A 22,186-nucleotide genomic window follows, 5' to 3' on the forward strand; every position below is an offset into this window, starting at 1 on the left:
GATGAGTAAGAGACGCCACCCATTAATAGCTCTTTATCTTATTCTTCTACTGACGATATCTATCGATCTTCGAGGGTGGGTTGCTCTGGCTGACAGTGCTACCCCAGTCACACACTCCAGCCATCTGATTGCTGCAATTCCCAGCTCATTTCCACCTCAATATGCCATTGATGATCAAGGCAAACCTTATGGGTTTGCAATTGATATTATGAATGCAGTCGCTGAAGAGGCCGGTTTGACTGTGGAGTACCAAGTCTATGAATCGTGGCAGGAAGTCCATCAGGCCATAAAAGAGGGTCAGGTTCAGCTGATACCCAACATGGGGATAACCCCTGATCGACAGACATACGTCAACTTTACCTCCCCAGTTGAGACCTTCTCAGTGTCGCTTTTTGTACGCGCTGAAACAGAGTCTCTCAATTCAATCCAGGATCTGACAGGACATCATGTAGGGGTGATAAAAGGCAATGTGGCAATAAAATTACTCCAAGACAAACAGCTGAATCTAAAGAAATACAATCAATTATCAGAGGCCCTGATTGAGTTGTTAAGCGGCCAAATTGACGCCCTCGCTTACCCTGATCCAGTGGTCTGGCGCTATACCCAACATCTTGGATTGGACGATCATATTCGCAAACTGCAGCCATCGCTGATAGAGATAAAACGCGCTATTGCTGTAGATAAAGGGGAGATTGATCTACTAAAACGTTTAAACCAGGCTCTCAACTCGGTTATCCAAAGCGACAGGTTTGAAAATATCTATTCTCAGTGGTACGCCACACCTGCTCCCTACTGGAATATACTAAGAACCATCACAGCAATGTCGGTAGTTGTGATGTTGGTCGCCATGGGGATGCTGCTCTGGCGCTATCGCAGTCTGCAGAAGCTCTACCATCGCCTTACCTCTGAAACTGAGATGCGCCGAGAAGCGGAGCATCAACTGCAACGATTGAATGCTGACCTTGAAGAGACAGTGCGCAGACAGACAGAGGATTTAGCAGAGGCCCAACGCATGGGAAAGATGGGCAGCTGGGTATTGGATCTGCAGCAGGATAGTCTTGAGTGGTCTGATGAGACTTTTCGAATCTTCGAGATTGACCCGAAACAGTTTGATGCAACTTACGAAAAATTTCTAGAAACAGTTCATCCAGATGACCGGGAACGAGTCAGCAATGCTTACATGAGTTCACTGGAAGACAAAGAGTTTTACGAGATAGAGCATCGTCTGCTGTTTGCCGATGGCAGAGTAAAATGGGTGAAAGAGCTGTGCGAAACCCAGTTTGACCGCGATGGACTCCCGATGATTTCACGAGGAACGGTTCAGGACATTACAGCGCGCAAAGCCTCGGAACGTCAACTCACTCTGACTCAATATGCTTTAGACCACATCTCCGAAGCTGCCTACCTGATGACAGCGGATGGCCAATTCAAATATGTCAATACTGCAGCTTGCGAAGCACTGGGCTACTCATGTGAAGAGCTGATGACGAAATCTGTGATAGATATCGACCCTTCAGTAACGCCAGAGCAATTTGCTGAAATAGACCAGAAACTTAAGGATGCGGGTTCATTGCGCTTTGAAACCAAACATCAGCATCGTGATGGTCACACTATTCCGGTGGAAATCGTAGCCAATCCTATCTTTTTCGAAGACGATGTATTTTCATTTGCAGTAGTGCGAGACATCAGCGATATAAAATCAGCGCAACGGGAGATCCAGCAGCAACATGCCCTGCTGCAACAGGTCATCGATGGTGTTAGTGACCCAATCCTGATGATCGATACGAACTATAACGTCCAACTCATGAACCATGCCGCTAAATCTGCAGCAGCTGTCGAAGCCATTGAGGCCGAACAACCTAAATGTTATGCCATCTCACATCACACGGATCAACCCTGTCAGGGAAATGACCACCCATGCCCCCTGCAAGAAGTGATGAAGACACACAGCACAGTTAAAGTGGTTCACAATCATCCAGGTCAGGATGAAGAGGTGAGTACTTATGAACTGCTTGCAAATCCCCTGTTTGATGAGCAGGGCAACATTACCGGCATCATCGAATCGGGCAGAGACATTACTGACTACCTGAGCGTCGCGGATCAACTGAGGAAAAATCAGAGCCGTCTCGATCACATCGCCCATCACGATCCATTGACCGGCATGCCCAATCGTCTGCTGTTTGTAGATCGTCTGCAACAAGCCATTTTTAAAGCCAAACGCAGCGGCACTATGGTTGCCTTACTGTTTATAGATCTGGACAGATTCAAGCAGATCAATGACAGCTTCGGTCATCCTACCGGTGATCTGATATTGAAAGAGGCGGCCGTTCGTCTCAAAAGTATGATTCGCGAAGAGGACACCATCGCCCGAATCGGCGGTGATGAATTTACCGTAATTCTTAACGAAATTGGTCAAACTCAAAACATTGTAAAAATTGCTGAGAAACTGTTGAGTGCATTTACCCAGAGCTTCCAAATTTTGGATAAAGAGCTGTTTCTATCAAGCAGTATAGGCATCAGTATCTATCCCCAAGACAGCGATGAGCCAAACACCCTCATACGAAATGCAGATTCAGCAATGTACAAGGCCAAGGAGATGGGCAGAAACGCATATAGCTTCTATACCTCAGAAATGACTGATAAGGCCTTTGAGAGATTGATGATGGAGAACAGCCTACGCAAAGCTGTGAAACTGGATCAACTGGTTCTGCATTACCAGCCTCAGATTGATATACGTACCGGTAGGGTAGTCGGAGTAGAGGCTTTGGTTCGTTGGCAGCATCCAGAACTGGGCCTTTTACCACCTGCCAAATTCATCCCTCTTGCTGAGGAATCAGGGCTGATCCAATCTATAGGTGAATGGGTTTTACACCAAGCCTGCCAGCAGGCTCATAACTGGTGCGAAATGGGTTTTACCCCTGAACGTATTTCGGTCAACTGCAATCTTTCAGCAAGTCAGTTAAATAGTGAGCGCTTTATTGAGCGCATACTGAATGTTCTTGAGGAGACAAGAATCGATGCTGATCTGTTGGAGCTGGAGATTACAGAAACCACCATCATGGACAATCCGAAGCATATGTCAGATGTTCTGAACCGCCTACGCGATATCGGTATCAAACTGGCCATTGATGACTTTGGAACCGGTTACTCTTCACTCGCTTATCTGAAAGCTCTGCCCATCTCCAAACTCAAGATCGACCAATCTTTTGTGCGGGATATTCCCTCCGACCCGGATGACATGGCTATAACCCGGGCGATCATCGCCTTGGGTGAAAGTCTGCAGATGCAGGTGATCGCTGAAGGCGTGGAGACCGAAGACCAGGCCAGATTCTTAATCAATGAAGGCTGCTTCCTCGCGCAGGGATTTCTCTATGCGAAACCCATGGGATCGGAAGATCTGAATCGTTACCTGGAATTGGCGCACGCCAAAGCCTGACGATAAGGCAAAGCACCCTGCTTCCGCTTCGACATTGCAGCCAACCTGCTTTAGGTCTCCTGAATCCCCCCGCTCTACCCTACATGCCGTAACGAAAAAAAGCCCCTTTAGAAGGGGCTTTCAAGAAGATAGCCAGATATAGAAATCCAACTATTAAATATCCTGTTTAAAACGGTATGTCGTCATCGAAATCATTGTCAGGCACCGATGAAGGGGCCGGGGCCGACTGTGGCCTGGACGCGCCCTGAGATTGCGGCGCATCAAATGAAGCACTCCCACCACGGCTGTCGAGCATCTGCATTTCACTGCCGACAATTTCGGTTGTGTAGCGATCTTGGCCATCTTGTCCCTGCCACTTGCGGGTACGTAGACTCCCTTCGACATAGACCTTGGAACCTTTTTTCAGATACTCCCCAGCGATCTCTCCCAGGCGATTAAAAAATACCACCCTATGCCACTCTGTTCGCTCCTGCTGTTCGCCGGTATTTTTGTCCTTCCAACTCTCAGAGGTTGCCAAGGTGACATTTGTGACCGCACCACCGCTAGGCATGTAGCGCGTCTCAGGGTCCTTACCCAGGTTGCCGATGAGTATTACTTTATTGATTCCTCGAGCCATCTATTTTTTCTCCACAGCAGTTTCAGCCCCTTTCCTTGGAGCCTGTAATAATCCTATAGTGTACCTCACCCTTGTACGGCATATCCATCCAGCAGCGCCTGGTCAACGATTTTCAGATCGACTTTCAGATAGGCGACCCCATCTTCAGCGATGATTACGGCATCGTCCACCCCATCGATGGCCATCAACTGCTCAGCCAGCTTAGCCACCTCAGATGCTTCAAGCTGCCCCACAGGGAGCATGTAGTTACTCAGATAGTTAGGATCCGGCATGCCGCGAGCGATCAGAAACCAGAGCAGAATCATGCCGCTACAGAGGAGGAAGACCCCCTCATTTTCATAGTGGGTATGAATCCACCCACCCAGCACCCCGCCGAGAAAAGCACCAAGAAACTGGGAACTGGAATAGACCCCCATGGCTGTGCCTTTTCGCTCTCCGGGTGCTGCCTTGGCGATCAGGGAGGGTAGTGTCGCTTCCAGTAAGTTAAAGGCAGTAAAGAAAATAAACAGGCCCACAACCAATACAAACAACTGCTGACTGTAGCCATATAGCAGTAGTGCAGCCAACCCCAATGCTGCAATCGCCCCGAGAAATACAGGACGCATGCGACGTCGACTCTCCGCAATAATCACGAAAGGTACCATCATCACCATCGAAAGCAGCATTACCGGCAGATAGACCTGCCAATGAGCGCTGCTCTCCATACCCAGATCACGCAGTGCCAGAGGATAAGCGAGGAACATTGCCGTCAGAGACATGTGCAATGTCAGGATACCAACATCAAGCCTCAGTAGTTCAGGATCAGCGAGAACCTTGCCAAATTGATCGGGCACCGCCTCTGCATCCCGGTGAAAATGGCTATTCTGGGGGGTAGGTACAATAAATATGACAATACCTATACCCAGTAGCGCCAATATTGCTGTCAGCCAGAAGATCCCAGGAACGCCGATCCAGCTGTTCAAAATAGGTCCCAGAATCAGGGCCACAGCAAAGGCAAATCCGATGCTGATACCGATGATCGCCATCATGCGCAAACGTCTCTGTTCACGGCTGAGATCAGCGGCTGTTGCCATTATCACGGCCGCAATCGCACCACTTCCCTGCAGGGCGCGCCCTACGATGATGCCATAAATGGTATCAGCAGAGGCAGCAACCACACTCCCCAGAGCAAAGATCAACAGACCTCCGACCAATACCGGCTTACGCCCGATTCTGTCTGAGAGCATGCCAAATGGAATCTGCAGCACTGCCTGGGTCAGACCATAGATACCGATGGCTATGCCAACCAACTGAGGCGTGACATCCGGTAAACCCTCAGCATAGAGAGAGAAAACAGGCAGAATAAGAAATAACCCCAGCATTCTTAGGGAAAAGAGACCGGAGAGAGAGTAAGCGGCTCGTTTTTCAGTCGCATTCAATCCGGTGGAGGCACCCTGCTTGGTCGTCATCTATCAGTCACTTTGCCAGTTAAATATTAAAGAGTGCGTATAGTATCAGGTTCGCACAATTCTATGCAGTGTAAGAAAAAAACTGCCCAGACATAGTGACGAAGCTTAAGGCATTACCACAAAGGTTAAATTATTGAATTCACAACAAACTGCCAACTTGACTTCATTCGGAACCCAGAATAACCAAGTAATTTAAATGCTTTAACCTCTCCAAATCGTATTAGCTCATCAACGAACATCTGTAATCATTTGCGCCCTATCAGTGGGCAAGAAATCACCCCTAACCACCAGGTTTCCCTGCATTCACCTGGAGACTTAAAGTAGAAATGGCATCTCTACATTGAAATTTATCCGATAACTGGTGATTGCTTGTTTTCGCGTTGTTCAGGTTGTTGACATTAAGCCCATGACCGGGAGCGATCCAGCGTGTAAGCTATTCAGATGAGTTTTTGATACGCCCTAACATCCCACAACTCGAAGAGCGGGAGCCAGCTCACAGAACAGCCGAGACTGGAGAAAATATTGCTAATAGTGTGCACCAACTCAAATTCTAGAATTTTTCACGTCGCAACATAGCCTGAAATCAATTAATCAATGACAACTAATGTGGGATAGTTACTCACTCAAAGAACAACATATGTTTATAACAATGAGCGTATAACAGACTGAATAACGATACCACGCTTGCTTTTTAATATTCTACATGACCCTGGAAGGGAAAATAACTTCAAAACCCCTTACTGAAAATGCTAGAACCGAGCAAGCGAGACATTAGAGGCATATCTAATACTAAAACCATATTGGATTGAACTAAAAGGAATTAGTAATGAATTATCTAAAGGCAAAATACCTAATTATAGTTTTCATGTTCAGCTTGCTATTACCCAACCTGAGCTTTGCCGGTGTTTGGCTAAATCTTGAAGGCCAAAACGGAATTAAGCTACAAACACTTAATAATAAACTGGACTGGCTGGATCAGCAAAACAACCGCAACCAAAACCTGGATCCATGGATTGGAATAAGAGTCTATCTCACATGGGGAGAAATCCCCTATAAAGGCAATAAAAGTGATCCCAGTACCATTCGGTATGATTTTTCAAATCTTGTAAATATCTTAAATAATACTCATCACAGAGGAAACAAAAGAAGTTATAAAATCGCCCTGACAATTTCTGATAAACTTTGGGTGTTTCAGAAAAATGGCACTTACGATTACACACAAGGAGCCTTGCCTAGGTTTTTTGCGGAAGATCTGGGAGAAGGTGATTGGATAAACAGTACAGTCACACCCAGTGGTAGCAATAAAACTATTCTTAAAGATGAAGATGAAGATAATGATGGTGTCTCTGACAACTTAAGATTTGCTGTTGCCAATTCAAAAACAAATAGCAATCCTGCACGAAAGTATAGCGCTGTCCGTTGGAATCCAAAAATAAAAGAATTATGGGGAGAATTCTGGTATCAGCTTGCTAACTACTCCTACACAGAAGATGGTGTTACTAAAAAACTCGGCGACCATCCCGCATTATATTCAATAATCACACATGAGAGTTCTCTTTCTGGTATTTATCACAATATTGATGAGTTAGATGCTATTGGATACATTGGCCCTCAGCAATACTCAGAAGCGTTGCTTGAGCAATCAATAGAACTAAGCAGTTACTTCGTTGCAGTGCCTATCCTCAATAACATTAACTGGATATCAGAAAATGTCGCAAATAAATTAGCCCCTTACTATCAACAATACTTAGGCGATCAACTAAGCAGTCTAAATCAAACTTCCAACAGTCACGGTTGGTTTGCACAGGACCTTCGAATTGATGCATACATGGGCATTAGCAGTTATCAGAATATTGTTTACCCCGAGTTTTCGAAATTCGATAAATCCATGCGTTACGCCATGATTACTGGTGATACCTATAAAAACAGTCATTTCACAAGCTCAACCAATCAGGGAAAAGCTCAGGAGTTAATTGAATTGGCCTCCCAACTCTCAATTGGCCACCTATTATTTTTAAATCAGAGTCAACAGCAAAGGTCATCCACTAATTCGGAAATTTTTAATCTGATCGCGTCTGCTGATTACGATGATTACAGCTTCCTTCCCGAAGCCATACCAAATCTCCTCAACGCAGTAGTCAATGAAGGCTCGGATGCAAATAGAATTGTTTTGACCGCTTCCAATAGAGTAAACAACATCTCTTCCAGCGGGTTCTCTATTAAGGTCGACGGGCAGCCAGCAACAATAACTCATATTCAAAGAGACCCTGCAGACCCAACCAAAATCTGGGTAACTTTGTCAGACAGAATCTATAAGGGTGAAATTGTTGAAATCATATACGATGGAAATGAGTTACAGAACAGCCAAATTGCCGCGACAAACAAGTGCACAGTTTCCCCAGACCCAAACCCATCTATGGTGAAGTCTTATGTGTATGAAGGCGCTCACCCAGACAGAATTGCTCTATTTATTTCAGAGCCCGTCAAAAAACATGTCACCAGCACAGGCTTCTCTGTAGCTATTGATGGCCAAGCTGCATCAATCATTAACTTAGTCAGACATCCAACAGAATCTGCCAGGCTCTGGATCACCTTATCCAGCAGGATCAATCCAGGCGAAATAGTCCTGATTACATATGCTGGCAATGGCACGATAGAAGATATTTCGGGACACGAACTGGACGCTGGAACCATCCGCGTCACTAATAAAACAACCAATTCGCATTGATACCACATGAGGGCCGGTTAACACCTCAAGTCGTGGCATTCAAATTTCCCTCATCCACATGTTCTATGTTTGAGTGTGAGGCATTTAACCAGCCCCCGTTATTCCGGTACCCTCGGGAATGACGGGGCCAGTAGAGCCAAAGGGTACGGTCCTGCCGCACCACAAGGGCGTGAATTCCTAAGAAATCCCGGTTGTTCTTCTCGTAATCACCAGTGTAAGTTGATGTAAGCTGGCTGTTAATCTGCTCATCAGGTGGTTTTCGTCTCAGTTGGGCAGTGTGCGGCAGATAGCACCCTACATTTCACACGTAAAGCCAGCCTCCATCTTGGTTGTCTTTCCAATCTCTCAGGCGTTTTATCAGTTATTCGAAAGATCGCGTATAGTATTGGGTTGGCTCATCTCAAAGCAGTTCAACCACAATAAGATTATGGACACCATCAGCATACGCGGCGCCCGCACCCACAACCTGCAAAATATCGACCTGGATCTACCGCGTGATAAATTGATTGTGTTCACCGGTCTTTCCGGTTCCGGCAAGTCTTCACTGGCCTTTGACACCATCTACGCAGAGGGTCAACGACGTTATGTTGAATCACTCTCTGCTTATGCCAGACAGTTTCTCTCTTTGATGGAGAAACCGGATGTGGACCACATTGAAGGACTCTCCCCGGCCATCTCCATCGAACAGAAGACCACGTCTCACAACCCCCGCTCCACAGTCGGGACAATAACTGAGATTTACGACTATCTGCGTCTGCTGTTCGCCAGGGTTGGTAACCCACGCTGCCCTGAGCATGACACTACCCTGGAAGCGCAAAGCATCAGCCAGATGGTCGACCAGGTAATGGCACTACCGGAAGGAGAGCGGATGATGTTACTGGCCCCGGTCATACAGGAGCGCAAGGGCGAGCACCACAAACTACTGCAGGAGCTGCATGCTCAGGGATTTATCCGCGCCAGAATCGATGGCGAGGTGTATGAACTCGATGATGCTCCTACCCTGGAACTGCACAAAAAACACACTATCGAAGTGGTGGTGGATCGCTTCAAGGTCCGTGAGGATCTATCAACCCGTCTGGCAGAGTCCTTTGAGACTGCCCTCAATCTGGCAGATGGACTGGTACGGGTAGCCTGGATGGATAGCAGTCAATCTGAATTGATCTTCTCCTCACGTTTCGCCTGCCCACACTGTGGCTATAGCCTTTCTGAATTGGAGCCGAGGCTATTCTCTTTCAATAACCCAGTCGGCGCCTGTTCAACCTGCGATGGCCTGGGTATTGAGCAATTCTTCGATCCAGAGAAGGTGGTTGCTCACCCTGAACTCTCTCTGGCGGGAGGCTCGGTAAGAAGCTGGGATCGACGTAATGCCTACTATTTCCAGATGATTAAATCCTTGGGCCGACATTTTAAGTTCGATCCGGAAACCCCTTGGAACAAACTCACCAAGCGGGTGCAAAAAATCATCCTGCAAGGCAGCGGCAGTGAATCAATCGAATTCAGCTACCACAACGAAAGGGGCCGTTCAGTCAAGAAGAGCCATCCTTTCGAAGGCATCATTCCGAATATGCAGCGCCGCTATCGGGAGACAGATTCCAATGCTGTACGGGAAGAGCTGTCACGCTACATATCCAGCCAATCCTGTCCCGATTGTAAGGGCACCCGGCTCAACCAGGCGGCACGCCACGTATTTATCAATACACATACTTTGCCGGAACTCACGAAGATGCCCATAGGGCAGGTAAAGAAGAGCTTTAAGGCCCTTAAATTACAAGGCAAACGTGGCAAGATCGCCGCTAAAATTCTGAAAGAGATCGACCAACGACTCCATTTTCTGGTCAATGTGGGACTCGACTACCTGACCCTGGATCGCAGCGCTGAAACCCTTTCCGGTGGTGAAGCCCAGAGGATTCGCCTCGCCAGCCAGATCGGTGCAGGGCTGGTCGGTGTCATGTATGTGCTCGATGAACCCTCCATAGGTCTGCACCAAAGGGATAATCAACGCCTGCTGGACACCCTGATCTACCTTAGGGATCTGGGCAACACAGTGATTGTTGTGGAACATGACGAAGAGGCCATTCGTAGTGCCGATCATGTGGTGGATATTGGCCCAGGTGCAGGGGTACACGGCGGAAAAATCATCGCCCAGGGTACGGCTGAACAGATCTCAAAAAGTAAGGGTTCACTTACTGGTGAGTACCTGAGTGGCAAACGTAGTATAGAGACCCCTGAACGAACCACTGAGAGCGACCAACGCACACTTGAACTGTTAGGCGCTACTGGCAACAATCTTAAATCTGTGGATCTGGTGATCCCGGTTGGGAGTTTTTGCTGTATCACCGGGGTTTCCGGCTCTGGAAAATCGACCCTGATCAACGACACCCTCTATCCGATCTGCGCCGCAACACTGAATAAAGCCAACACCACCCCTGCCCCCTACAATGAAGTTGCAGGGCTGGAACATTATGACAAGGTCGTGGATATCGATCAGAGCCCGATCGGCCGAACACCAAGATCCAATCCTGCAACCTACACCGGCCTCTTTACCCCGATAAGAGAACTCTTTTCCGGCACTCATGAAGCACGCTCCAGAGGCTATACACCTGGACGTTTCAGCTTCAATGTCAAAGGGGGGCGATGTGAATCCTGCAGTGGCGATGGCGTGATCAAGGTGGAGATGCATTTTCTGCCGGATATCTATGTCCAGTGCGATGTCTGCAAGGGTAAACGCTATAACCGTGAGACCCTCGAGATTCACTATAAAGGCAAAACCATAGACGAAGTTCTGAGCATGACCGTTGAAGAGGCATTACCCTTTTTCGATGCGGTACCCACCATCAAACGAAAACTTCAGACCTTGATGGATGTCGGCCTCTCCTATATCTCCCTGGGGCAGAATGCCACTACCCTTTCAGGGGGCGAAGCACAACGGGTCAAACTCTCTCGCGAGTTGTCCAAGAGGGACACAGGCAACACCCTATATATCCTTGATGAACCCACCACCGGACTCCATTTTCATGACGTGAGCCATCTGCTAGAAGTGCTACACAGACTGCGAAATCATGGCAACACAGTGGTAGTCATCGAACATAATCTGGATGTCATCAAAACTGCCGACTGGGTTATCGATCTTGGACCTGAAGGGGGCGATAAGGGCGGAGAAATTATTGCTCAAGGCACGCCTGAACAACTGTCAAAAGTGCGCAAATCCTACACCGGGAAATTTCTCAAAAAGTTACTCAGCAGTTGAGCAATGGAAGCAACTCAAGGTGTTTCGTAAGCCCCCAGCAACCTGCAGACGGGTTGCTCTCTTCGATCAGCAGCTTGGTGCTATTGTCATTATGGGCGACCAGTCCGGCACCAACACAGTGCCCATTGGCATCCACAGCAGAATCACTGAGCCAGTTGCCGCGAACAATGCTGTCTCGCCTCATTTGACTCAGATAGACATTGTGCAGAAACATACTGGCATTGAGCCAGCCATTATTATGAAAGCGGTTGCGCTCGACTAAGGTACGATTGGTACCCCCCAGCCAACCCATACCCCCATTATCATGCATATAAGAGTCACTGAGGGTGACGTCTCCGCTCTCTAATCCATTGCTGTTGAGATGGACACCAATCCCGAATCCATCCACCTCTACTAATTGCTGAAGCTGTAAATATTGAATATTCACAATAGTTAGCAATTGCCATCTGTAGTTATTCAGTTTGCTTGGTAAACTCTACGCAATTGACCTTCATGAAAGACAAATCATTACACTAGCCAGATCTATTTCATAAGTAACTGATTTTCCATACACTCAATATTCAATTCAGGAGACCATCATGGATTTAACTTCATTACTAATATTTATAGCGATCGGTGCTGTAGCTGGTTGGTTGGCTGGCACCCTGATGAAGGGTGGTGGTTTCGGCCTGCTTGGCAATATTGTAGTTGGTGTTATTGGCGCATTTATTGGCGGCTGGGTGTTTGGTCTCCTTGGACTCTCTATCAACGGATTAATCGGATCGTTGATTACTGCTGTTGCAGGTGCAGCAATCTTACTGTTTGTTGTGGGACTCATTAAAAAATAAAGATCTTCCAAAGATCTTTATGGGGAGAGAAACTCCCCTCTCCCCACGCGGGAGAGGGGGAGAATGAACACCCTACTTCCCCTAACAATCAGCAAGATAAATATGAACGATCAATGCGGTTTTATCTTTCAACCAGATGAAACGCTTCGCGTACACCCTCTCCCCAACCCCTCTCCCGTAAAGGGAGAGGAGCTTTCAGAGTTGTTCTGAGAAGGTTGAAAGTTAATGAGACAGCAGCGCTCTCTTATATAAAATATAGTCCTCATAAAATCAGCTTGGCTAGTAATGCTGCCAGCATATCAATCGCTACTATCCTCTATCTATTCTTCTTGATGGCTTTTTAGCTGAATAGCACACTCCCTGGATGCAGTCATACATGATTTCGCATGTCGTTTTGTGGTCTGGGACATAAAAAAGCATTACAGAGCAGAGGAGGGAATGAAAAGCACACGAAACAGCCTCCTGACAATCGGACAAACATCACTCAGATGGCTCTATTTGACAGCAAGATATCTACCACTGCCATGCTCAGAAATGCCCAAAAATTGAGCTTTGGGTGAAATCAGCACACAAGGATTGTGTAAAAGTACCTACAGAACTACATATAGCGACGTTATTCTGCTACATATACAGATGTACACCACGCTGTTTAATCAAAAAAAAACTCAAATAGTGAAGAGACGGCAAATATAATAATTTCATCAAAAAGGAACCTGGGATGTCATTCACACAAAGCAATAGACAACTAAAAATCAAAACCCCACTAGGTCCTGATGAACTCCTGATTTTGAGCATGGAGGGCAGCGAAGAACTGGGCCGTTTATTTGAATTCACAATTGACCTGCTAAGTGACAACGAGGCTATCTCTCACTATGACTTGCTAGGCAAAAAAATGACTGTCGAAATGGACATGGTGAACACCACTAAACGTTATTTCGATGGTTACGTAAGTGACTTCGCACAGGTGGGTCACCTCGCCTTTTTTGCCCACTACCGGGTTACGCTTCGCCCCTGGTTCTGGCTTATGACTCAGACCTCTGACTGTCGTATATTTCAGAACAAGAAGGTACCTGACATCATCAAAGATGTCTTCAGAGACAATGGCTTCACCGACTTTGAAGAGCGCCTGAGTGGAAGCTACAGAGAGTGGGAATATTGCGTACAGTACCGGGAAACTGACTTTAATTTTGTCAGCAGGCTGTTGGAGCAGGAGGGAATCTACTACTTCTTTAAGCATACTGCAGGCAAGCACATACTTGTCTTATGTGATGATTATGCCTCTCATAACACACTGGAAGCCTATGCTGAAATACCCTATGTTCCCCCCACAGAAACTGGGGCAAGCCGCTGGCAGGATTATATCCACAGCTGGACATTTCGCCGATCCATACGTCCCGGAAACTTTGCCCATACCGACTACGATTTCAAGAAACCTAAGTCAGACGTCTCATCGAATGCGTTGATACCAAGAGGGCACCCTTACTCTGACTATGAGGTCTTCGACTATCCAGGGGAATATGTAGCATCCTCAGAGGGCGAACGCTATGCCAAACATCGGATAGAGGAGTTACAGGCAAAACATGAGGTATTGGAGGGTAAAGCGAATACTCGGGGCTTAACCACCGGTGGTCTGTTCACCATGACAGAACATCCACGGGGTGACCAGAATAAGGAGTATATGGTCACCAGCGCTTACTATTCACTGCAGTCCGATGCCTTCGAGTCAGTACCAGAGATCGCCCAAGGGCCGCTCTATTCCTGTGAATTCACCTGCATGGATCCTAAGACGACCTTTCGCACATCACGTATCACATCAAAACCTATTGTACAGGGCCCTCAGACAGCAGTTGTGGTTGGCCAGGCAGGTGAAGAGATCGATACCGATGAATATGGACGGGTAAAACTGCAGTTTCACTGGGATCGATATGGTAACAGGGATGAGAACAGCTCCTGCTGGGTTCGTGTGGCACAGGTCTGGGCCGGCAAAAACTGGGGGGCAATGCATATCCCCCGTATTGGCCAGGAGGTTATCGTCGATTTCCTCGAGGGAGATCCCGACCGTCCAATCGTCACTGGCCGGGTCTATAACGCTGACCAGATGCCACCCTATGAGTTACCTGCCAACAAAACCCAAAGCGGCATCAAGAGCCGCAGCACGAAGGGAGGCAACAGCAATAACTTCAATGAGATCCGCTTTGAAGATAAAAAAGGCTCTGAGGAGCTCTACATACATGCAGAAAAGAACCATACCAATGTAACAGAAAGCAGTCGTAGCGAGCGGGTTGGTTATAACCGATCCCTGACAGTCGGTCACGACAAGAGTGAACAGGTTAATAACGATAAAACTATCACTATCGCAAAGAATCACAACGAAACCATCGGTCTTAACATGAGCCAGGTGGTTAGTGTGGACAAGAAAGAGACTGTCGGTTCCAATAAATCCACAGTGGTTGGCATCAACCGTTCGGAGACTGTGGGCGCCGCCAAAGAACTGACCATTGGCGGCCTCTATCAGGTCTCAGTTGGTGGTGCAATGAATGAGACCGTGGCAGGCGCAAAAGCTGAGGAGGTCGGTGGCGTCAAACTTGAAACCGTAGCAGGTGATAAGAAGTCCATAGTAGGCGGTGATAGCGGCAACAGTGTTGGTGGCGACCTGTCAGAGGAGGTAGACGGTGAGAAAAAATCCCAGATCAATGGTAACTACACTATCGATACGAATTCTGAGTATAAATTGGAAGCTGCCTCAAAAATCGAATTAAAAACAGGTGCTTCATCCATCAGCATGGATTCGAGTGGAAAGATCGAGGTATCAGGAACTGACGTGACCTTTAAAACAGCCGCAGGCAAAGTACATATTGATGCAGGTGGCATCATCACCATCAAAGGCACCATGGTCAAAATCAACACCTGAATAAGATAACTGACTACTCAGATTGACAAGTGTTAACAGGCCCTAGTATGGATAACCAAACAACAGAGGATATAAGCAATGAGCGGTAAACCTGCAGCCCGCGTCGGTGATACGATTCTCTGCATTCTGCCTCAGATCCTACCGGCAGTACCGCCACCGCCCCATGCGCCCCCCCCCGGCCTTCCCATTATTCCACCAGGTGCGCCCACGGTATTAATTGGGGGACAACCTGCCGCAAGGATGGGCGACTATAGCCTCTGTATCACCCCGGTTCCTGTTCCAAATCCAATTGTTCGCGGCGCATTTCCCGTGCCGATCATGAATATGCCCGCCGCCAGGATGAGTGACTCAGGCACCCATCCTGGATCAATCATCATGCCACCATGCTGTCCGACAGTACTGATCGGCCTGTCAGGCGTTACCGGTAATCCAAGACTTGGCAATCAGGCCTGTCAAAATATGGCGGCAGGAAGAAATCCTCCTCCGGGCTCCACCACTGCCAGCGGAAACCCAATCAGCCCAAACTCTGCGGGACAGAGCTATAACAACTGCGGCGTCGAGTCTTCCAGACAGATTGTACAACTGGCCACTGGTGCAAATCCCGGACAGGAAGCGATGCTAAACACTGCCATCGCAAATAGTAACGCCTCCCAACCCGCCATTGGCAGCGCAGGAAGTGGTGGACCGGTAACAGCACAAAATCAGGCTTTTTACAGTGGTGGCACTACATCAGGGCAGCAAGTTTCAATACTCGGTAATAATGGTGTTCCATCAAGCAGAATTGCCCCTACCTCAAGCGGCCTCCAGCTAGGGCAATTTGAAACAGCGCTATCCCAGGGTAGAGGCGTTATTGCCAATGGTGATGTTGCCGGTCTGCCAGGCTGGGGAACTCAAACAGGTGCTCATGCCGTGTTGGTCACCGGTTATGAATATGACGATGATGGCAACATCACACACGTTATCTACAACGATACAGGCATTGGAGTCTGTAACCAGAGGGCTACAGCAGCCCAATTTCAAAATTTTCTGACAACTGGTGCAAATAATGCGGTTGCAAATGGCTTTGCTATGAGTGGCGCATCTGTCACCAATAATCCGATATTTTGAACAATCATGAGTAGAAAACTATTTTGGCATATCAATATACTTTTTTTGATTTGCGTTAACACGACAGGGGTATTCGCCATGTCCATGAAAGACGCGGTGCAGCAGATAGGTCAGCACGCGAACATGATGCCACTAGAACGCGGTATCACTCTGCCAATGATAAAGGCAGAAGGTAACAGAATTATTGTAACGCGCCTGATCTACTTCACCCGCACCACACCGGAATCAGGGACAGCGATAACAGATCCTCAGTATATTGCTACGTATGACCTGTCCAACGCTCGATTCATTACACTTAAGCGGTTTGAAATGGAGGTTCCGAATCTGCAACCGCCTCCATGGATACACAACCGCCCCTCATTTGAGAATCCAAATGAGATCATTCCTGAATTTGAACGCATCTGGACACTATATGACATCCTGATCCCGGAATACATCAGAGGGAGTATGAATGTCAGCAGTGAAATCAAGCAGGCAGCCAAAGCCTATGTCGGTTATTTCGAGCGACATGCTGAAAAGCCACTCATGCCCTACTACGAACTATTCAGCGGCGAGTTTTTACGCTGGATTGGTCAAATTGCCAACTCTTAAATTGACCGAAGAGGTATCTATCTAATGTCTGATCAGCAATACACTTCGGTCACAACAGCATCGGCAAGAAATCTGATTTCACCATCACTACAGTTCACCAGCTATATGAGTTTACCGATGCCGGTAATCGGCAACAACAGATTATTTTTAGCCTTTCTTGTTGGTAGAGGAGAGGCACTGAATCCTGAGCTTGGTTACCAAATCTGGCCACCGAGCTTACTGGCTCTGTTCGAAACAGAACGTGGTCAGCTTCACGAGTTACGCACCATAACACCAAACTATTTTTCGATTGATCACCCCCCCGATCACCCCATGGGCAAAGGGGTGTCACCACCGGAGAAATCCACTACAGAGTACTTGCAAAACGAACTCCATCTTTTTCAGAGTTGCGATACTCTGCTTATTGCGATAGCTGGCAAACATACCCATCAGGATGAACTACATCGGTTTGACGAGTTATACAAATCCCTTACTGAAGAGGCTTTGTTGCCCTATTGTCAGCGATTGCGATTATCAAAGGTGGAGTAAACACAGATTTAGCACCGAATCATGATAAAGCCATTCTCAATAAATTATTAGGCCATTTCATTGATATTGTAATCTTGGTAGAACAGTGGAAATAATCAGCTCAACACAATTTCAAACCGGTTATACCTTATGCCATGTACACGATGGTCATGAACTTTTGGTAATCATTACGAAGGGCACATTTAATATACCTAAACAGGGAGAGTTCGCTGAGTTAACTGAGAAGCAAAAACCCTTGGTCATTGCTGATCTCTATTCTGGCGAACCTGGCTATTCGTCACCTTTATATGAGCTGGATTATGCCCCTTTCAAACGACATTGCGATGTTCTCTTGCTAGGCAGTGCCTACGCACCAGGAGGAATACCTGTAACCAACGTCGACGTCAATCTCAAACTGAGTACTTTAAATAAATCGTTCAGAGTCACCGGAAGCCGAAATTGGGAAGCGGGCAAATTTGCAATCAGACCTGGCTATCCTGCCATTTTCGACAAAATGCCAATCAGCTACGACCAGGCTTTCGGTGGCATCGACAACCATCATAAAAACATAAACAAACACAGCGCATTCATGAAAAACCCAGTTGGCAGAGGCTACCATCTGCAGTTGAACAAATCGTTCATTGATGGTTCACCAATGCCATCTACCGAACAGTTGAATCAACCCGTGACCATACCAAACGGTCAATATATACCGATGTCATTCGGCCCAGTGGGAAGATACTGGACTCCCCGGCTGGCACTGGCAGGAACCTACGACGAGGCGTGGGTAAATAACAAATACCCATTACCACCTGCAGACTTCGATACAGCCTATTTTCAGGCCGCACCTGTTGATCAACAGATCCCCTATCCACAAGGGGGCGAAACTGTTTTTTTGCAAAACCTGACACCTCAAGGCGAGACCATTTTTAACTTACCTGAAATTGAAATGCCTGTGACTTTCTTTTATAAAGGCGGCAAACAGGTTAAAAAGAGTGCCTTCATTGATACCATCACTTTGGAACCAGATGAAAGCCTGTTTACTATGACATGGCGAACCTATATACCGCTCACTGACTCTATCCTTGAAATACCTCAGGTGGAGATAGGCGATCAAGCCCATCTCCATTGATGTTAGAAAGAGTTTTTACTGACACATCTGCTCGTTCCTTTCCGAATCGATATTTTGCTGATCAGCAGGATCTGGATCGGATACCTTCATCGTCACCAACTCTTCAGAACTGACTGGATGTATGGCAATGGTATTATCTAAATCGGCCTTAGTGGCTCCCATCTTAACTGCCACTGCAAATCCCTGAAGCATCTCATCCACATTGTCACCAATCAGGTGAATACCAACCACTCGTTCTTCTTCACCAACACATATCAACTTCATTGCTGTAGTCACACCATGAGATGAGAGAGCGTGTCGCATAGGTGTGAATTGAGTTTGATAAACGCGAACCTGCTGGTGCTGCTCTCGAGCCTGAGGTTCAGTCAAGCCTACCGTAGCAACCGGAGGATGAGAGAAAACCACACTAGGGATGTTAACGTAATCCACTCTGCTGTTGATTTGATTATTGAATAACCGATCAGCCAAGCGTCTTCCGGCAGCTATCGCAACCGGAGTCAATGGTGTACGACCTGTGATATCGCCTATGGCATAGATACCTGGTACGTTTGTGTTCTGATACTCGTCGGTCGGTATGATACCGTTGCCCTGTTTTTCAATGCCCGCCATCTCCAGGCTTAGTGATGAGGTGTTAGGGGAACGACCTACCGCCCAGATCACTGTATCGAATCCTTCAACACGTTCACCTTCACTTCCATTCAGGGCGATTCCCGCATCGTTTTTTTCCAACCCATTAACCTGAAACGAGAGCTGTTGTATTACGCCCTGCTTCTCCATCTCACTCATCAGTACTCTGCTGACCATTGGATCAAAAACCTCAAGCAACCGCTCCTCCAATGCAACTATCGTTACTTCAGACCCCAATGCAGACAACATACCTGCCAGCTCTACACCGATATATCCACCGCCTATCACGGCCACTTTTTCCGGCTGCTCACTTAGGGCGAAAAAACCATCTGAGGTAATCCCCAATTCAGCACCCGTTACGCGAGGTACAATTGGTTCACCGCCCGTTGCAACCACAATATGATCTGCTGCATATATCTCACCGTTCACTTCAACTTCACCAGGACCAACGAATCTGGCATATCCATCAATGTGGGTAACACCAAGTTGATCAACGTAACCATCCCAGTAACGGTTGATATTTTCGATGTAGGCGTTACGACCATCAACCAAGCTGGCCCATTCGGTTTTACCACGAGAGGCGGGCACGCCGAATCCGCTCGCATCATCAACAGCATGAGCCAGCTGAGCCGCATACCACATAACCTTTTTCGGTACACAGCCACTATTCACACAGGTACCTCCCATCTTTGAGGGTTCCACTACAGCAACTCTGCGCCCAAGCTGAGCAGCCCTTTCGGCTACCGCCAAGCCACCACTACCACCCCCAATTGAGATCAAATCGAAATGTCTGTTCATGATGATTCCTAATTATACTACCGCGTCGAACTACCCTGATTTCAGCTGTCGCGACTTGTCTTGGATAGAATTACCCTTTCCAGGCAGGAGAGGGTCTATTGAATGACTTAAGCCGCACTTCTGCTCTGCTCAGAAAGATACTGCTCAAGATTGTCTGCGCCACCAACGCGCTCACCATTGATAAAGATCTGAGGCACCATTGAAACCCCGGCAACAGCACGTAGACTGCTCTCGCTGTAGTCCCTGTTCAACACCAACTCTTCAAACTCAATGCCGGCATCTCTCAACATCCCTTTAGCGCGCACACAGAAAGGACAGCCTTCGCGGGTAAAAACGGTAACATCCAGAGGCTTAGGCTGCTGAGGCGCAATATAGGCCAGCATAGTATCGGCATCAGAGACTTCAAAAGGGTCTCCTGGAACATCTGGCTCGATGAACATCTTTTCGATAACCCCATCCTTCACCAGCATGGAGTAACGCCAGGAGCGATCACCAAAACCGAGATCCTCTTTTGAAATCAACATCTCCATACCACGGGTAAAGTCTCCATTGCCGTCAGGCAGGAATGTAATCCGGTCGGCCTTCTGTTCCAGTTGCCACTCATTCATTACAAAGGCATCATTTACAGCGATACAGATCACCTCATCAACACCCTGACTCTTTAAGACCGGGGTTAGTTGGTTATAGCGAGGTACATGGGTAGATGAGCAGGTTGGCGTAAATGCACCAGGCAGTGCAAACACCACTACGGTCTTACCTTTAAATATCTCGTCACTGGTGACATCAACCCACTCATGCTCTCGGCGGGTACGGAAGGTGACATTAGGTACGGTCTGATTTTCACGATTGGTTAACATTATTATCTCCTAAGTTTTTAAAGAGTCTGTAAACTTGGAGGGAACTCTACGCCAATCCGATTAATTGGTATATTCGTAAATTTTAATTGAATCTATAGATTCCCTCTATCAATAAATTCAATCAAAAGAAAGGGCTACCCGTAGGGTGCGGCCCTGCCGCACCATGACTGGCAAACGGTAACAGAGGGATTGTGATCCCCACTCAGTTAAATTCAGGCCTTTAGACGAAACTTAATATGGTTTAGGCTTTACTATTATCCCGACAATTAGATAGGTCATTTTCGGCCTGTCCTTTTAATATCAGAATGTTAGGGGCCATCACCATGACATCGGAAAGCTCTTCAGACAAACTCGATCGCATCGTTGCTGAGGCTCACCGCAACCGGGAGCAGCGGGAAAAGGGGTACCGAGAGCGAGCATTGAAAATGTACCCCTGGGTTTGTGGACGCTGCGCGCGGGAGTTCAGCCGCGAAAATCTCCGTGAACTGACCGTGCACCATCGCGACCACAATCACGACAACAATCCAGCGGATGGCAGCAACTGGGAGTTACTGTGCATCTACTGTCACGACAACGAGCACTCCCGCTACAAAGATTCAGCTTACGGTGATGCCGCAGACAGCAAGCAGACAAACACCACCACCCATAACCCATTCGCCGATCTTGCGGAGATGCTCAAGGAGAAGAAATAAGCCATGCCGATGATTGAATTTTCAAAGGACGAAAAGGAACTTATCGTACATAAGATCAAGCGCTACTTCAGCAAGGAGATGGATCAGGAGATTGGACAGTTCGATGCGGAATTTCTCTTGGATTTCTTTTCCGAAAAGATTGGCCCCTACTACTACAACCGCGGATTGCATGATGCCCGAGCCGTGCTGGAGAGCCGGTTGGAGAACATAGACGAGGCACTTTACGAGATTGAGAAGCCGACTGAGATGGTCCGCTAACCCTGAACGGTTGAAGATTGAGAAAAATCGATCTGTAGGGGGCGGCCCTGCCGCACCACAAGCGTGTGGATTCTTCAGAAATCACGGATATCTCCCTGGCTACTATCAACGTCAGTAGAAACAAGCTCTCTGTTAACCGGCTCGTCTGTTGGTTTTCGTTTCAGTTGGACATGGTGCGGCAGGGCCGCACCCTACGAAAAAAAACCAACATTGAACAATGCACCTCTTGGCACGCCGTTTTAACACGGGCGAGCAAGGTAGCCTGGATGAAGTGAAACGGAATCCAGGAAGATTGGTGCAGTGTTCTCCCGGATTCCGTTGCACTTCATCCAGGCTACGGGCTGCTGCATTCAACGAGGAAAGTGACTCGCAGGGGGGCTCGTGCTGACTCCCGAATTAAATTG

The 22,186-nt window shown here is 47.5% G+C and carries 16 protein-coding genes; 11 read left to right on the forward strand and 5 right to left on the reverse strand.

What is annotated here, in order from left to right:
• Position 1: 1 nt before the first annotated feature.
• Positions 2–3,436, forward strand: coding sequence for an EAL domain-containing protein (locus AC4IFB_RS14700; RefSeq protein ID WP_490780551.1), 3,435 nt, complete (start codon positions 2–4; stop codon positions 3,434–3,436).
• A gap of 166 nt (positions 3,437–3,602) precedes the next feature.
• Here AC4IFB_RS14700 and ssb read toward each other — a convergent pair whose 3' ends face one another.
• On the reverse strand, positions 3,603–4,052 hold the full coding sequence (gene ssb / locus AC4IFB_RS14705) for a single-stranded DNA-binding protein (RefSeq protein ID WP_490775658.1): 450 nt from the start codon (positions 4,050–4,052) through the stop codon (positions 3,603–3,605).
• A gap of 65 nt (positions 4,053–4,117) precedes the next feature.
• Positions 4,118–5,500, reverse strand: coding sequence for an MFS transporter (locus tag AC4IFB_RS14710; protein ID WP_490780552.1), 1,383 nt, complete (start codon positions 5,498–5,500; stop codon positions 4,118–4,120).
• Positions 5,501–6,326: 826 nt separating this feature from the next.
• Here AC4IFB_RS14710 and AC4IFB_RS14715 point away from each other — a divergent pair.
• Together AC4IFB_RS14715 and uvrA are read left to right on the forward strand one after the other, a co-directional pair.
• Positions 6,327–8,228, forward strand: coding sequence for a hypothetical protein (locus AC4IFB_RS14715; RefSeq protein WP_490780553.1), 1,902 nt, complete (start codon positions 6,327–6,329; stop codon positions 8,226–8,228).
• Positions 8,229–8,655: 427 nt separating this feature from the next.
• Positions 8,656–11,475 (forward strand): excinuclease ABC subunit UvrA, encoded by a 2,820-nt coding sequence (gene uvrA / locus AC4IFB_RS14720; RefSeq protein WP_490780554.1) that lies wholly within the window; start codon positions 8,656–8,658, stop codon positions 11,473–11,475.
• On the opposite strand, the gene AC4IFB_RS14725 is transcribed toward uvrA, so the two are convergent.
• A complete protein-coding gene (locus AC4IFB_RS14725; RefSeq protein WP_490780555.1) occupies positions 11,465–11,902 on the reverse strand; it encodes a hypothetical protein in 438 nt (145 codons plus the stop codon). The genes uvrA and AC4IFB_RS14725 overlap by 11 nt on opposite strands.
• A 151-nt stretch (positions 11,903–12,053) precedes the next feature.
• On the opposite strand from AC4IFB_RS14725, the gene AC4IFB_RS14730 reads away from it, so the two are divergent.
• The 6 genes from AC4IFB_RS14730 to AC4IFB_RS14755 all read left to right on the forward strand — a co-directional run bounded on the left by AC4IFB_RS14730 (position 12,054) and on the right by AC4IFB_RS14755 (position 18,550).
• Complete coding sequence (locus tag AC4IFB_RS14730) at positions 12,054–12,302, forward strand: GlsB/YeaQ/YmgE family stress response membrane protein (RefSeq protein WP_490775653.1); 249 nt, start codon at positions 12,054–12,056, stop codon at positions 12,300–12,302.
• A 718-nt stretch (positions 12,303–13,020) separates the two neighbouring features.
• Positions 13,021–15,213 (forward strand): type VI secretion system Vgr family protein, encoded by a 2,193-nt coding sequence (locus AC4IFB_RS14735; protein ID WP_490780556.1) that lies wholly within the window; start codon positions 13,021–13,023, stop codon positions 15,211–15,213.
• Positions 15,214–15,291: 78 nt separating this feature from the next.
• On the forward strand, positions 15,292–16,320 hold the full coding sequence (locus tag AC4IFB_RS14740) for a PAAR domain-containing protein (protein WP_490775651.1): 1,029 nt from the start codon (positions 15,292–15,294) through the stop codon (positions 16,318–16,320).
• 78 nt (positions 16,321–16,398) lie between these two features.
• On the forward strand, positions 16,399–16,911 hold the full coding sequence (locus AC4IFB_RS14745) for a hypothetical protein (RefSeq protein ID WP_490775650.1): 513 nt from the start codon (positions 16,399–16,401) through the stop codon (positions 16,909–16,911).
• Between the two features lie 24 nt (positions 16,912–16,935).
• Entirely contained in the window at positions 16,936–17,439 is a 504-nt protein-coding gene (locus AC4IFB_RS14750; RefSeq protein ID WP_490775649.1) for a hypothetical protein, read from the forward strand.
• An 85-nt stretch (positions 17,440–17,524) separates the two neighbouring features.
• On the forward strand, positions 17,525–18,550 hold the full coding sequence (locus AC4IFB_RS14755; protein ID WP_490775648.1) for a DUF2169 family type VI secretion system accessory protein: 1,026 nt from the start codon (positions 17,525–17,527) through the stop codon (positions 18,548–18,550).
• Positions 18,551–18,565: 15 nt separating this feature from the next.
• Here AC4IFB_RS14755 and gorA read toward each other — a convergent pair whose 3' ends face one another.
• Positions 18,566–19,975 (reverse strand): glutathione-disulfide reductase, encoded by a 1,410-nt coding sequence (gorA, locus tag AC4IFB_RS14760; RefSeq protein ID WP_490780557.1) that lies wholly within the window; start codon positions 19,973–19,975, stop codon positions 18,566–18,568.
• A 107-nt stretch (positions 19,976–20,082) separates the two neighbouring features.
• Entirely contained in the window at positions 20,083–20,835 is a 753-nt protein-coding gene (locus AC4IFB_RS14765; RefSeq protein ID WP_490780559.1) for a glutathione peroxidase, read from the reverse strand.
• A 320-nt stretch (positions 20,836–21,155) separates the two neighbouring features.
• Here AC4IFB_RS14765 and AC4IFB_RS14770 point away from each other — a divergent pair, with 320 nt between their 5' ends.
• A complete protein-coding gene (locus AC4IFB_RS14770) occupies positions 21,156–21,524 on the forward strand; it encodes a YajD family HNH nuclease (protein ID WP_490775646.1) in 369 nt (122 codons plus the stop codon).
• A gap of 3 nt (positions 21,525–21,527) precedes the next feature.
• Positions 21,528–21,782, forward strand: a complete 255-nt coding sequence (locus tag AC4IFB_RS14775; protein WP_490775645.1) for a DUF2164 domain-containing protein — start codon at positions 21,528–21,530, stop codon at positions 21,780–21,782.
• Positions 21,783–22,186: the final 404 nt, after the last annotated feature.

This window comes from Candidatus Thiodiazotropha sp. AKIB8, assembly GCF_058244675.1.

Coding starts and splice junctions, on each gene's coding strand:
- AC4IFB_RS14700 (WP_490780551.1), top strand. CDS start 2: ATGAGTAAGAGACGCCACCCATTAATAGCTCTTTATCTTATTCTTCTA.
- ssb (WP_490775658.1), bottom strand. CDS start 4,052: ATGGCTCGAGGAATCAATAAAGTAATACTCATCGGCAACCTGGGTAAG.
- AC4IFB_RS14710 (WP_490780552.1), bottom strand. CDS start 5,500: ATGACGACCAAGCAGGGTGCCTCCACCGGATTGAATGCGACTGAAAAA.
- AC4IFB_RS14715 (WP_490780553.1), top strand. CDS start 6,327: ATGAATTATCTAAAGGCAAAATACCTAATTATAGTTTTCATGTTCAGC.
- uvrA (WP_490780554.1), top strand. CDS start 8,656: ATGGACACCATCAGCATACGCGGCGCCCGCACCCACAACCTGCAAAAT.
- AC4IFB_RS14730 (WP_490775653.1), top strand. CDS start 12,054: ATGGATTTAACTTCATTACTAATATTTATAGCGATCGGTGCTGTAGCT.
- AC4IFB_RS14735 (WP_490780556.1), top strand. CDS start 13,021: ATGTCATTCACACAAAGCAATAGACAACTAAAAATCAAAACCCCACTA.
- AC4IFB_RS14740 (WP_490775651.1), top strand. CDS start 15,292: ATGAGCGGTAAACCTGCAGCCCGCGTCGGTGATACGATTCTCTGCATT.
- AC4IFB_RS14745 (WP_490775650.1), top strand. CDS start 16,399: ATGTCCATGAAAGACGCGGTGCAGCAGATAGGTCAGCACGCGAACATG.
- AC4IFB_RS14750 (WP_490775649.1), top strand. CDS start 16,936: ATGTCTGATCAGCAATACACTTCGGTCACAACAGCATCGGCAAGAAAT.
- gorA (WP_490780557.1), bottom strand. CDS start 19,975: ATGAACAGACATTTCGATTTGATCTCAATTGGGGGTGGTAGTGGTGGC.
- AC4IFB_RS14770 (WP_490775646.1), top strand. CDS start 21,156: ATGACATCGGAAAGCTCTTCAGACAAACTCGATCGCATCGTTGCTGAG.
- AC4IFB_RS14775 (WP_490775645.1), top strand. CDS start 21,528: ATGCCGATGATTGAATTTTCAAAGGACGAAAAGGAACTTATCGTACAT.